This is a genomic window from Ochrobactrum sp. WV_118_8, assembly GCF_039631535.1.
GTDB lineage: Bacteria > Pseudomonadota > Alphaproteobacteria > Rhizobiales > Rhizobiaceae > Brucella > Brucella anthropi.
The window spans coordinates 124506-137367 of sequence record NZ_JBDIUZ010000001.1 but is presented as its reverse complement, the minus strand read 5'-3'; the positions used below and the strand labels follow the sequence as shown (position 1 = coordinate 137367).

Below are 12862 nucleotides of genomic sequence, written 5' to 3'. Positions count from 1 at the left end.
TCTCGGGAGGAGAAACAAATGAATTACGATTATATCATCGTTGGCGGCGGGCCTGCCGGTTGTGTTCTCGCCAATCGTCTGAGCGAAGATGCTTCGGTGAAAGTCTTGCTGCTGGAAGCCGGAGGAAGCGACTGGAATCCACTGTTTCACATGCCTGCCGGCTTTGCCAGGATGACCAAGGGCGTGGCGAGCTGGGGCTGGGAAACCGTTCCGCAGAAACATCTGAAAAACCGTGTGCTTCGCTATACGCAGGCGAAAGTCATCGGCGGTGGCTCCAGCATCAATGCGCAGATTTATACGCGCGGTAATGCCGCCGATTATGATCTCTGGGCAGGCGAGGATGGCTGTACCGGCTGGGATTATCGCCATGTGCTGCCCTATTTCAAACGCGCCGAAGACAATCAGCGCTTCAACGATGATTTTCATTCCTATGGCGGGCCGCTTGGCGTTTCGATGCCATCCGCGCCATTGCCGATTTGCGATGCCTATATCCGCGCCGGGCAAGAACTGGGCATTCCCTATAATCCGGATTTCAACGGTCGCGAACAGGCAGGTGTCGGCTTTTATCAGCTCACCCAGCGCAATCGCCGCCGCTCGTCAGCATCCCTTGCCTATCTCGCGACGATCAGGGATCGCAAGAACCTTACCGTGCGGATGAATGCGCCGGTGCGCAGTATCGATCTGGAAAAGACCCTAGTCACCGGCGTAACACTGATGAACGGCGAGGTTTTGCGCGCAAACCGTGAGGTGATTGTCTCGTCCGGCGCTATCGGCTCACCGAAGCTTCTGTTGCAATCGGGTATCGGCCCTGCCGATCATCTGAAAAAGGCGGGTGTCGCGGTCAAGCATGATCTGCCGGGTGTGGGCGAAAACTTGCAGGATCATCTCGACCTATTTGTCATTGCCGAATGCACCGGCGATCACACCTATGATGGCGTGGCAAAGCTGCACCGGACACTGGGCGCGGGGCTGCAATATATTCTGCTGCGCTCTGGCCCGGTGGCATCAAGCCTCTTTGAAACCGGCGGTTTCTGGTATGCCGACCCGGATGCACGTTCGCCGGATATTCAGTTCCATCTGGGGCTTGGTTCGGGGATCGAGGCCGGTGTCGAGAAGCTCAAGAATGCAGGCGTAACGCTCAATTCTGCCTATCTGCACCCGCGCTCGCGTGGAACGGTGCGGCTCGCTTCCAGCGACCCGGCTGCGGCACCGCTGATCGACCCCAATTACTGGAGCGATCCGCATGATCGCAAGATGTCGCTTGAGGGTTTAAAGATCGCGCGCGAAATCATGCAGCAGGATGCGTTGAAGCCCTTTGTCATGGCCGAACGCCTGCCGGGCGCGAAGGTCGTCAGTGAAGACGATCTGTTCGATTATGCCTGTGCCAATGCCAAGACTGATCATCATCCGGTTGGCACGTGCAAGATGGGAACCGATGCGATGGCCGTTGTTGATCTTGATCTGAAAGTGCGCGGTCTGGAAGGTCTGCGGGTTTGCGATAGTTCGATCATGCCGCGCGTTCCGTCCTGCAACACCAATGCGCCGACCATCATGATCGGCGAAAAGGGTGCGGATATTATTCGCGGTCTTGATCCGCTGCCGCCAGTTCTGTTTTCATGGGAGAAGAACGAGCACAAGCGGCGCGCGCGGATTTAGTCCCCGTCAACGACCGGTTCAAAACGCAGATAGCCCACGACATCCGAGCCTTTTCGCTTCGGATTGTCGGAGGGGTGGTTCACGCCGTCATTCACCTCGACGACCGCAAAATCGAATGGTGATACACCCTCCAGACAAGCCGCATTCACGCCGAACTGGCGCGGATTGGAACGGCGCTGGTGGAAGGTGTAAATTCCGCATTTCGAGCAGAAATAATGTTTCGCGACGCCGGTATTGAATTGGTAGAGCGTCAGCGCCTCTTTACCTTCAAGCACTTCCAGCCCATCAAGATCAGCCGAAACGGCGACGGCCCCGCGCATCCGGCAATAGGAGCAGGTGCAACGGCGTGCAGTGTTAAGGCCATCCGAAAGTTTAACACGAAAGCGCACCGTTCCGCAGTGGCACGCGCCATTGGCTTCCTTGATGTCAGGGTTCATTTTCTCTCCTCGCATTTATACGGAAGCTATTTTGTTTTTTGCCGGTTTACCATCGCTGAAAACCTATTAAATTCGTGACCGGGAATACTTCCGGGAGGGATTTGGCATGGGTGAGTTTGCAGTCGTCACGGGCGGGAGTACCGGCATTGGAAGGCATCTCGTTTGTGCTTTTGCCGATGCGGGCTACACGGTGGCCTTCAGCTACAAGCACGATGACGAAGCTGCACGATCGCTCGTCGAAGCCATCGAAGAAGCGGGTGGTCAGGCGCTGGGGCTTGGCTGCGATGTCGGAAGACGTGTCGAGGTCGAAGCCTTCTTCGATGAGGTCTGTGACTGGTTCGGTGATGCGCCCGATGTGCTGGTCAACAATGCAGGCATCCAGACCTGGGCACCCTTGCTGGAACTTTCCGAGGATGGTTGGGACGATGTCATCCGCACCAATCTGAAAGGCTGCTTCCTCAACACGCAGGCTGCCGCGAAGCGCATGGTGGAGGCCGACAAGGGCGGCGCCATCGTCAATATCGGATCAGGCTGCAACAAGCTCGCCTTTCCGAAACTGGTTTCCTACACAGCATCGAAGGGCGGCATAGAGCAGTTCACCAAGGCTTCGGCGGTGGAGCTTGGGCCGCACGGCATCCGGGTGAATTGCGTGGCCCCCGGCGCGATCCTCAATGAACGCACGGCAGAAGAACAGCCCGACTATGCCGGCACCTGGGCACGCATCACGCCGCTGCGCAGGGTGGGAACAGCGGAGGACATTTCCGGCCCGGTCCTGTTCTTTGCTTCCGATGCGGCGCGTTTTGTTACCGGCCAGACGATCTGGGTCGATGGTGGTGTCTTCTCGCAGGCCAACTGGCCGTATGAGGGGTGAAATGCGGTGGTGATCCCGACAGGAATCGAACCTGTGACCTACAGATTAGGAATCTGTCGCTCTATCCTACTGAGCTACGGGACCAACCGATGAGCATTCGCCGGTGATTCCAGCATTGCGAATGCTTTCAGACACATACTGTTTTTCATGCTGGTCGCCAACCCCGCAAAAAGCGGGGCAGGCGGATTTATTCAGGCATCAGGCGGCAAGCGCCGTTTCCGCTACCGCTACAAAATAGCTGACGCCATAGGGAATGGCATCGTCATTGAAGTCATAGGCCGGGTGGTGAAGGCCGGGCGTATCGCCATTGCCGAGGAAGATATAGGCGCCGGGGCGCGCTTCCAGCATGTAAGAAAAATCTTCCGCCGCCATCATCGGCTCGACACTCTCATCCACTTTGCCTTCGCCCGCCACAGCGCTGGCGACGCGGGCGGCAAACTCCGTCTGTGCATCGTGGTTGAAGGTGACCGGATAATTGTTCTTGTAGCGCACGGTGATTTCCGCACCGGTGGCGGCTGCGATACCGGCGGCAGCTTCACGGATACGGCGTTCGGCAAAGGCGCGGGTTTCCTTCTTGAGCGTGCGGACAGTGCCCGACAGCGTCGCCTTTTCCGGGATCACATTATAAGCTTCGCCTGCAATGAACTTCGTCACCGAGATCACAAGTGAATCAAGCGGATCGACATTGCGCGAAACAATGCCCTGAAGGGCGATCATCAGCTGGGAACCTGCCAGAATCGGATCGATGGTGCGATGCGGCTGCGCTGCGTGGCCGCCGCGCCCGGTAATGAAAAGGTCAAATTCGTCGGTTGCGGCCATGATCGGGCCTTTTCGCATCGCGAACTGTCCGACCGGCAGGCCCGGCATATTGTGGATGCCGTAGACTTCCGAAATGTTGAAACGGTCCATCACGCCGTCCTCGACCATGGCGAGGCCACCGGCGCCGCCTTCTTCGGCAGGCTGGAACAGAAGCGCTACCGAACCGCGAAAATTGCGGGTCTCCGCGAGATATTGTGCTGCGCCCAGCAGCATTGAGGTGTGTCCGTCATGGCCGCAGGAATGCGCCTTGCCGGGATTTTGCGAGACCCATTCGACACCGCTCGTTTCGGTGATGGGCAGGGCATCCATGTCGGCGCGCAGGCCAATTGCCGGGCCATCGCCATGGCGACCCTTGATGATGCCGACCACACCTGTGCGTCCGACGCCTGTTTCCACAAGATCGCAACCGAAGGATTTCAGCTTGTCTTCGACAAATTGTGCAGTTTCGTGCACGTCGTAGAGAAGTTCAGGATTCTGGTGCAGTTTTCGGCGCCATGCGGCAATTTCCGCTTGCGTTTCAACGGCACGATTCAACACTGGCATTTTCTGATGGCTCCCCGGATTGGGCGTGATTTGAAGGAAACAGGATATGACGTTTCGGTGAAAGCGGGCAATCCCTGTTTGCCTTTTCATCGCCACATGGCATAGATAAAGAAAGCGTTAATCTCCCATTATAGAGCAATTCGAACCCGCAGAAGTTGCAGGCTATTTCGATTGGAACTACGGAATGATGTCGAAATCATTGAAAATCTGGTTTGCAGCTGTTGGCTTGTCCGCGACCGCACTGGCGTCCGCCGCCGCTAATCCCTCGATCGCAGTGGATGTGGCAACCGGCAAGGTCTACCAGCAGCAGGAAGCTTTTCAGCGCTGGTATCCCGCTTCCCTGACCAAGATGATGACGGCCTATGTGGCATTCCGTGCGCTTCAGTCGGGCCAGATGACGCTGGATTCGCCGGTGCGCATGACGGTCAACGCCGCCAAGGAGCCGCCGAGCAAGATGGGCTACAAGCCGGGATCGGTCATGACGCTCGATACGGCGTTGAAGATCATGCTGGTTAAGTCGGCCAATGATGTTGCTGTGGCCGTTGCCGAGGCCGTGGGTGGAACGGAATCCGGTTTCGTGCAGCGCATGAATGCGGAAGCGCAGCGTATCGGTATGGTCGGCTCGCATTTCGCCAATCCGAACGGCTTGCATAATCCCAATAACTACACAACGGCACGCGATCTGGCGGTTCTGGCCGTGCAGCTGCGCCGCGAATTTCCGCAATATGCGCATTATTTTGCGACCGAGGCGATCGATCCGGGCGCGGGCAAGAAAGTTCAGGCCAATTACAACATTTTGCTTGGCCGCTATGACGGGGCGGACGGGATGAAGACCGGCTTCGTCTGTGCATCCGGCTTCAATCTTGCAAGTTCGGCCACGCGCAACGGTCGGACCGTGCTGGCAATTGTTCTCGGTGCGGACCGGCAGGAAGCGCGCGCGGTTCAGGCAGCACAGCTGATGACTGACGCTTTCAGGGCAAATGCGAGCGGTGGCGCTACATTGGCGACCTTGCGCCCCGCAGCCGGCGGAAATCTCAATCAGGCCGTCGATATGCGCAAGGCTATCTGCAGCCAGCAGGCCATGGCCGATCGCTGGGACGGTCGCGATGTCGAGGGCAAGTTGAAAATCAATTCGCCTTATATCCATGCGATGGATCGCGATCCGGTTCCGGTTCGCGTCGGTCTGGTTTCCGAACCGGGTCCGACGACCCGCCCGAGCCAGCTCGACATTTCGCAGATTCCGGTGCCAATGCCGCGTCCGCAGCGTTCCGCCGGTGCCAATACCACCGCGATCAACTGATATGCCGAATCCCATTCCCGTTTCCGTGCTGACCGGTTTTCTTGGTTCAGGCAAGACGACGCTTCTCAACCGGCTTCTGAAAGATCCGGCGCTGAGCGATACGGCGGTCATCATCAACGAGTTCGGCGAGATCAGCATTGATCATCTGCTGGTTGAGCAGGCGAGCGAGGGCGTGATCGAGCTTTCCGACGGCTGCCTGTGCTGCACGGTGCGCGGCGAGCTGGTGGATACGCTGGCCGACCTGATCGACCGTCTCCAGACCGGGCGCATCAAGGCGCTGAAACGCGTCATCATCGAAACCACAGGGCTCGCCGATCCGGCGCCGGTGCTGCATTCGATCATGGGGCATCCGGTGCTCATGCAGGCTTTCAGGCTGGACGGTGTTCTGGCGACCGTGGATGCCGTCAACGGCATGGCGACGCTCGACAATCACGAGGAAGCCGTCAAGCAGGCGGCAATGGCCGACCGCATCGTGCTGACCAAAACCGATCTGCCGGAAGCGCAGTCAGGACTGGCAGCATTGAAGGCGCGTCTTCATGCGCTCAATCCCGGCGCAGACATTCTGGAAGCCGGTGAACAGCGCACGGGTTATGCGGCGCTTTTTGAATGCGGTCTCTATAATCCGGAAACGAAATCGGCGGACGTGCAGCGCTGGCTCAAGGCGGAAGCCTATGAGGATGGTCATCATGACCACTCCCATCATGGGCATTCGCATCACGGGCATGACCATGTTTGCGGGCCGGATTGCGATCACGACCATCCTCATCACCACGAACACCATCACGATCATGGCCATGCGCATCATCATCACCATGACGATGCGATCCGGTCCTTTTCGCTTCGTCACGATGCGCCGATCCCGCTATCGACCTTCGATATGTTCCTGGATCTTCTGCGTTCAACGCATGGGGAAAAGCTTCTGCGTGTGAAAGGGATCGTGCAGATTGCCGAAGACCCGGATCGCCCTGTCGTCATTCACGGGGTGCAGAAGATTTTCCATCCGCCAGCACGCCTGCCGCAATGGCCGCAGGATAAGCGGGAAACGCTTCTGGTGATGATCGTGAAGGATCTGCCGGAAACCTATGTGCGTGAGCTGTTCGATGCGTTTTTGGGGCGTCCTGCGCTCGATAGGCCAGACCGTGCCGCGCTGATGGAAAATCCGCTGGCTATTCCGGGTTTTTCGCCCCGGAGCTGATACTTATTTCTTTCGAATAAGGAAGCGATGCAACGTCCCTTGGTGCTCCTGTGCGACCAGGGTGTGGCCTTCCTGCGCGCAGAAATGCGGGATGTCGATGCCGGACAGCGGATCGGTCGCTTCCACCCAGAGAAGCGCTTCGCTCGGCATTTTTTCCAGACGATTGCGGGTTTTCAAAACCGGAAGGGGGCATTTAAGCCCCCTCAGGTCGTAGACAGGAATGTCATCCTGCAAGGCCATCAGTTCCCGATGATCTTCCACCATGGCTTCTTCGGCTCGGGGGCTGCGACAGCTGCCGGCTGTTCGACATTCTGCGCCACCGTGCTGGCGGTCGTCATTGGAGAGACCTGGGGTGAAACAGACTGAGCAGCCTGCGCTGCAGCCGGATTTGGCTGTGGTGCGGGCACAGCTGCGGTCTGTGTCGTCGGCTGAGCCGGAACAGCAGCCGGTTGGTGCGTTGCAGCAATGGCTGTCGGCTGTGCGGCTGGCGTTGCCGGGCGAATGTCCGGTGCGCCCGCCTTTTCAGCGGAAGAAGCGGTGAGTGACGGCGGTTCCCGCGTTACCTTTTCACCGCGTGCACGCGCAGCGCTCCAGGCGGAGACGAGCTTGGCTTCGGCGATGCCCTGAATAGATGGTGCCGGTGCCTTCTGGCTGGCGCTGAATGCCGACTGATAGGTCTTTTCGTAAGACGCATAGGACATGGCCTCGCCGCCAGCCGAAGGCGGGCAGGCGTCCGTTGCGGACAGAGGCTGGCCGTCCGGTGTCGCGACGTTGAACACATAGCGCTTTTCGCAAACATCGACCTTCGGCGGCACCTTGGTGACCTCGAAAGAGTCGTAGCCCTGCTTCAGCATCTTCCAGAAGGAATAATTCGGGTCGCTCTTGTAACGCGCCATGTTGGCAGCCGTCATACGGAACGGAAATGCCTGAATCTGGAAATCGCGCTGGCCGCCCTTGAAGGCGTCGCGACCGAAGGCGTAAATCTCGGCAACCTGTTCGTCGGTCATCGAGTAACAGCCCGACGACGAGCATGCGCCATGCACCATCAGGTGCTGGCCCGTGCGGCCATTGGCGCGGTCATAGGCGTTGGGGAAGCCGATGTTGAACGAGAGATAATAGCTCGAATTCGGATTCATCTGGGCGGGACGGACGTTGTAGAAACCTTCCGGCGCCTGACGGTCACCCTCGATATATTTCGGCCCGAGCTTGCCCGACCATTTGCAGATGTCGTAGGATGCGATCTGGTCGTACTTGCCGTTGTTCTTCTGCTTCCAGACCTCGAGTGTGCCTTCTTCCTTGAAAATGCGTACCATGATTGGCGAGGTGCGGGTCATGCCCTTCGCCTTCATCTTGGCAACGACTTTCTCGGGAAGCGGCTTCTCGGCCCGGAGGCTTAGATCGGATACGGACGAACCCTGACAGCCGGCGAGGAGCGCGGTTGCCATTACGGAGCCTAGAATTGCGGTTCTGATCTTCATGTCGCATCGAGTCTGTTAGAGCTACGCCAGAGACTTTATGAGCAAAAGCCAATTTCCTGAACGTCGAATTCTAAAACCGAAACCTTACGGTATCGTTTATAAATCCTTGCTCAGATAGCTAAAATCCAGCGCGTCGGCAATATGGCCGAATTTGCAGCATGATGCAAATCCGGGAGGCGCGAGGCCTCCCGGACAGGTCTTCTTTTTGTTCTGAACCGCGCATCTTATTCCGAAAACCGTATTACACTTTTCGGGATGCGCTCCAATTCGCGGTGAAAATCAGATGTTGCGGCCGATTTCGAGGAATTTCTGGCGGCGTTCCTGCTTCAGCGTTTCGCCGTCGATATCCTTCATCGAGCGCAGCGATGCTGCGATAATATCGCCAGCCGCATCGATGACGGCTTCCTTGCCGCGATGCGCACCACCCATAGGTTCAGGAATGACACCGTCAATGACCTTCAGGTCAAACAGGTCCTGTGCGGTGATACGCATGCTCGAGGCGGCATCCTTGGCGCGGGTGGAATCGTGCCAGAGGATCGACGCAGCACCTTCGGGCGAGATCACCGAATAGATAGAATGCTCAAGCATATAGACGCGGTTTGCAACGGCAATGGCGATTGCGCCGCCAGAACCGCCTTCACCGATGATGATCGAGATGACCGGAACGCGCAGTCGGAGGCATTCTGCAGTCGAGCGCGCAATGGCTTCAGCCTGGCCGCGTTCTTCGGCGCTGACACCCGGATAGGCGCCTGCCGTGTCGACGAAAGTGATGAGCGGCAGTTGGAAACGGTCTGCCATTTCCATGATGCGGACGGCCTTGCGATAGCCTTCCGGACGGGCCGAGCCGAAATTGTGCTTCAGGCGCGTCTTGGTGTCAGAGCCTTTTTCCTGCCCGATGATCGCAACGGCCTGACCGTTGAAGCGGCCAAAACCAGTCTGGAGAGCTTCGTCATTGGCAAACTTGCGGTCACCGGCGAGCGGAGTGAATTCGGTGAACAGCCGGTCAATATATTCCAGGCAATGCGGACGGTCCGGATGGCGGGCGATCTGCGTCTTCTGCCACGGGGTCAGCTTGCGATAGATGTCCTTCAGCGCATCGGCCGAACGCTTCTCGAGGCGACGAATCTCGTCGCTCATCTCGACGCTGCCTTGTTCCTGCGCGAGCTTCTTGAGCTCAAGAATCTGGCCTTCAAGGTCGGCGACGGGTTTTTCAAAGTCGAGATAGTTGTACATCGGGCCTGACTGTTCGTGCTTTTTCCAAAGGGATTAGCGCTATTGCGAGCCTGAAAAAGGCTGTTTTACGGCGCTTTACATATTCACTACTGGCTCATCTTGCAAATTTTCGACTTTCTCATAACCGGACAGAGGCTAATCGGCAAGCGGATGATGCTCGCTGACAAGCTTATGCAGTCTTTCCTCCAGCACATGCGTATAGATTTGCGTCGTTGAAATGTCGGCGTGGCCGAGCAATTGCTGCACGGTACGCAGATCGGCACCGTTCTGCAGCAGATGGCTGGCAAAGGCATGGCGGAGCACGTGCGGTGAAACGGCTGCCGCCGACAATCCCGCCCGCGCGGCAAGCCCTTTCAGTTCGCGTGCAAAAACCTGGCGCGCCAGGTGGCCGCTTTCCGAAAAAGCCGGAAAAAGCCACGGATTGTCGTCGCTGCCAGGCAGGGAATCCCGCAAGGCGAGAAAGCGCTGCAACGCCTCACGTGCCTTGGGCGAAAGCGGGACCATGCGTTCCTTGGAGCCCTTGCCGCGAACCAGTAGGAAGCGGTGGTCGGTGCGCGCGACGCCGACCGGCAGACCAACAAGTTCGGAAACGCGCATGCCAGTGGCATAAAGTGTTTCAATGAGAGCGTGAAGGCGCAGCGCCTTGAAGCGCTCTGCCGGTTCCGCTTCTTCGCTGGTTTCAAGTGCTGCGCGGTCGAGTAGTTTTGTGACGTTCTCAACGCTCATGATTTTCGGCAAAGGCTTCTGCTTTTTCGGCGCATCGACCGTACCGGTTGGATCGTCCTGCCGATAACCTTCCGAATAGAGAAAGCGGAAGAACTGGCGTAGCGCCGACAGACGCCGGGCTTGCGATGTCGCGGCAAAACCTTCCGTTGCCATGGCATCAATGGCGCTGCGAATATGGTCCGCTCCCGCTTCGGCAAGATTGACGCCTCGGGTCGACAGCGCCTCTGCCACCACCTCAAGATCGCGCCGGTAGGATTCAAGCGTGTTTTCCGCCGCGCCCCGTTCGGCGCTCATCATTTCCAGAAAGTTCTCGATCGCCAGCGATGCGCGCATCGTCACTCCTGCGGTGTCTGCGGCGATTGGGGCGCCGTATCGGCGGTCTCCGCAGGGGCAAGCTCGGCTGCGGGAGCTGGCGGAGGCGCAATCGTGACAGGTTTCAGCTTCGAAGCCGGTATTTCGACGGTGATCTCGCGTGTGTCCGGCTCAACGAAATTGGCAAGTGTATACATCGCGCCATAAACGACGGCGGCGACAAGGGCGAGAAAGAGAACGAGGCGCGTTAGCGTAGGCATCCATCTTTTATGCTGTGGCATTGGGACGAAAGCAAGGAGGGGGACGAAAGCAAGGAGGGGGACGAAAGCAAGGAGGGGGACGAAAGCAAGGAGGAGGAATGAAAGCAAGGAGAAGGAATGAAAGAGGAGACAAGAGCCCAATCATGCAAAAAAGCCTTGCTTGCGGCCATGCACGCCCTGAAAACCAATCAAAGCAATTGACGTCGTCCTGTTTTTCATGTGGAACCGGAACAAATGGACGAGGTCAATGAGCAGTACGACAAAACAAAACAATCTACATGAGAAAGCGGAGCTGATCCGCGATCTTCTCGGTTCGAAAGTCGTGGTACTCGTGGGGCTGATGGGTGCAGGCAAATCCACCGTCGGACGCAAGGCTGCAGCCTTGCTCGGCCTGCCGTTTCGCGATGCCGATACGGAGATCGAAGCGGTTTCCCGCATGACCATTCCTGAATTGTTTGAAGCATATGGCGAGGTCGAGTTCCGCGATCTCGAACGTCGGGTCATCATGCGCCTGCTCGAAGACGGACCGATGGTTCTGGCCACCGGCGGCGGGGCCTATATGAATGCCGAAACACGCGCGGCAATCGGTCGTGCAGGTGTTTCCGTCTGGCTCAATGCGGAAATCGATATTCTGATGGAGCGCGTATCGCGCCGCCAGAACCGCCCGCTGCTGAAAAACAGCGATCCGCGCGGCGTCATGCTGCGGCTGATGAATGAACGTTATCCTGTCTATGCACTGGCCGACCTTCAGCTGATGACGCGGGATGACAAGAAGGAAGTGATCGCTGCGGAACTGCTCGATGTTCTGGCGGATCATCTTGAAAGATTAGAGGCATAATCGGTCCGGTAGAACAAGCCGCCGATGTCTTCGCCGCATGTATTGGAGACTACGCATGAACGCGCCTTCCATCGCCCAGGATGTTACGACTGTTCCCGTGTCGCTTGGCGACCGCTCCTACGATATTCTGATCGGCAAGGGGCTGGTGGATCGTGCAGGCGAGGAGTTGGCGAAGCGTCTGAAAGGCGTGCGCGTGGCGGTGGTGACGGACGAAAATGTTGCCAAGGCTCATCTGGAGCGCCTGACAGCAAGCTTCGCCAAGGCCAGTATCGATGTGACGCCGGTGATTGTTGCGCCGGGTGAAAAGTCCAAATCCTTCGGTGCGCTGGAAACCGTCACCAATGCCGTACTGGCGGCGCGGCTGGAGCGCGGTGACGCGGTCGTGGCATTTGGCGGCGGTGTGGTTGGCGATCTTTCGGGCTTCGTCGCCGGTATCGTGCGGCGTGGTATGAATTTCGTTCAGATGCCGACCTCGCTCCTGTCGCAGGTGGATTCCTCGGTCGGTGGCAAGACCGGGATCAACACGGCACACGGTAAAAATCTCGTCGGTGTCTTTTATCAGCCGCAGCTGGTTCTGGCCGATACGGAGGTTCTCGACACGCTGAGCCCGCGTGAATTCCGCGCCGGTTATGCCGAAGTTGCAAAATATGGTCTGATCGACCGTCCGGACTTTTTTGAATGGCTGGAACAGAACTGGCAGGAGGTCTTCTCCGGCGGGGCGGCACGGACGCAAGCCATCGCTGAATCCTGCCGCTGCAAGGCGGCCGTTGTTGCGCGCGACGAGCGCGAAACCGGTGACCGGGCGCTTCTCAATCTCGGTCATACTTTCGGCCACGCGCTGGAAACGGCAACGGGCTACGATTCGACCCGTCTTGTGCATGGTGAAGGTGTCGCTATCGGTATGGCGCTGGCCCATCGCTTCTCGGTCAAGATGAACCTGTGCGGCATTGAGGATGCGGAGCGCGTTGAGGCGCATCTGAAAGCCGTCGGGCTGCCATACAGGCTGTCGGATGTTCCGGGCGGGTTGCCACCGGCGGAAAAGCTGATGGATTATATTGCGCAGGACAAGAAAGTGGCGCGTGGTGCGCTCACCTTCATCCTGACGCGCGGCATCGGCCAGTCCTTTATTGCCAAGGACGTGCCACCGGCCGCCGTGCTGGAATTTTTGAAAGAACGTCTGGAAACGAAATAAGA

At 58.0% G+C, this 12862-nt stretch carries 13 protein-coding genes and 1 tRNA gene; 6 read left to right on the top strand and 8 right to left on the bottom strand.

All coding sequences use genetic code 11. From position 1 onward, the window contains the following. Positions 1 to 18: 18 nt before the first annotated feature. A complete protein-coding gene (locus tag ABDF71_RS00700) occupies positions 19 to 1656 on the top strand; it encodes a GMC family oxidoreductase (RefSeq protein WP_500060804.1) in 1638 nt (545 codons plus the stop codon). Here ABDF71_RS00700 and ABDF71_RS00695 read toward each other — a convergent pair. Then, a complete protein-coding gene (locus tag ABDF71_RS00695) occupies positions 1653 to 2093 on the bottom strand; it encodes a GFA family protein (protein WP_029926351.1) in 441 nt (146 codons plus the stop codon). The genes ABDF71_RS00700 and ABDF71_RS00695 overlap by 4 nt on opposite strands. Before the next feature lie 106 nt (positions 2094 to 2199). Between ABDF71_RS00695 and ABDF71_RS00690 the strand changes: the two genes are divergently transcribed. After that, the gene (locus tag ABDF71_RS00690; protein ID WP_151616139.1) at positions 2200 to 2964 is read left to right on the top strand and encodes an SDR family NAD(P)-dependent oxidoreductase; all 765 of its coding nucleotides are present in this window, start codon (positions 2200 to 2202) and stop codon (positions 2962 to 2964) included. A 7-nt stretch (positions 2965 to 2971) separates the two neighbouring features. On the opposite strand, the gene ABDF71_RS00685 is transcribed toward ABDF71_RS00690, so the two are convergent. Both ABDF71_RS00685 and ABDF71_RS00680 read right to left on the bottom strand, forming a co-directional pair. Beyond that, a tRNA-Arg gene (locus ABDF71_RS00685) sits at positions 2972 to 3048 on the bottom strand. Positions 3049 to 3162: 114 nt separating this feature from the next. Further along, a complete protein-coding gene (locus tag ABDF71_RS00680) occupies positions 3163 to 4326 on the bottom strand; it encodes a M20 aminoacylase family protein (protein ID WP_151616140.1) in 1164 nt (387 codons plus the stop codon). Positions 4327 to 4510: 184 nt separating this feature from the next. Here ABDF71_RS00680 and ABDF71_RS00675 point away from each other — a divergent pair, with 184 nt between their 5' ends. Beyond that, positions 4511 to 5626 carry a D-alanyl-D-alanine carboxypeptidase family protein gene (locus ABDF71_RS00675; protein ID WP_012091110.1) on the top strand — a complete coding sequence of 372 codons (1116 nt, stop codon included), beginning with the start codon at positions 4511 to 4513 and terminating at the stop codon, positions 5624 to 5626. Between the two features lies 1 nt (position 5627). Next, complete coding sequence (locus tag ABDF71_RS00670) at positions 5628 to 6821, top strand: CobW family GTP-binding protein (RefSeq protein ID WP_151616141.1); 1194 nt, start codon at positions 5628 to 5630, stop codon at positions 6819 to 6821. Between the two features lie 3 nt (positions 6822 to 6824). Here the strand turns inward: ABDF71_RS00670 and ABDF71_RS00665 are convergent, their stop codons facing one another. The 5 genes from ABDF71_RS00665 to ABDF71_RS00645 form a co-directional block, all read right to left on the bottom strand. Beyond that, complete coding sequence (locus ABDF71_RS00665) at positions 6825 to 7082, bottom strand: sulfurtransferase TusA family protein (protein ID WP_235916994.1); 258 nt, start codon at positions 7080 to 7082, stop codon at positions 6825 to 6827. After that, positions 7061 to 8299 carry a L,D-transpeptidase family protein gene (locus ABDF71_RS00660; RefSeq protein ID WP_151616143.1) on the bottom strand — a complete coding sequence of 413 codons (1239 nt, stop codon included), beginning with the start codon at positions 8297 to 8299 and terminating at the stop codon, positions 7061 to 7063. Before ABDF71_RS00660 ends, ABDF71_RS00665 begins: the two co-directional genes overlap by 22 nt. A 279-nt stretch (positions 8300 to 8578) precedes the next feature. Further along, positions 8579 to 9532: an acetyl-CoA carboxylase carboxyltransferase subunit alpha gene (locus ABDF71_RS00655; protein ID WP_151616144.1), complete on the bottom strand. Its 954-nt coding sequence runs from the start codon at positions 9530 to 9532 to the stop codon at positions 8579 to 8581. Positions 9533 to 9667: 135 nt separating this feature from the next. Further along, positions 9668 to 10591: a site-specific tyrosine recombinase XerD gene (gene xerD / locus ABDF71_RS00650; protein WP_151663714.1), complete on the bottom strand. Its 924-nt coding sequence runs from the start codon at positions 10589 to 10591 to the stop codon at positions 9668 to 9670. 2 nt (positions 10592 to 10593) lie between these two features. Further along, positions 10594 to 10830, bottom strand: coding sequence for a hypothetical protein (locus ABDF71_RS00645; RefSeq protein ID WP_010657617.1), 237 nt, complete (start codon positions 10828 to 10830; stop codon positions 10594 to 10596). A 247-nt stretch (positions 10831 to 11077) separates the two neighbouring features. On the opposite strand from ABDF71_RS00645, the gene ABDF71_RS00640 reads away from it, so the two are divergent. Both ABDF71_RS00640 and aroB read left to right on the top strand, forming a co-directional pair. After that, on the top strand, positions 11078 to 11668 hold the full coding sequence (locus ABDF71_RS00640; RefSeq protein ID WP_010657616.1) for a shikimate kinase: 591 nt from the start codon (positions 11078 to 11080) through the stop codon (positions 11666 to 11668). A gap of 55 nt (positions 11669 to 11723) precedes the next feature. Next, complete coding sequence (aroB, locus tag ABDF71_RS00635) at positions 11724 to 12860, top strand: 3-dehydroquinate synthase (RefSeq protein ID WP_151663715.1); 1137 nt, start codon at positions 11724 to 11726, stop codon at positions 12858 to 12860. Positions 12861 to 12862: the final 2 nt, after the last annotated feature.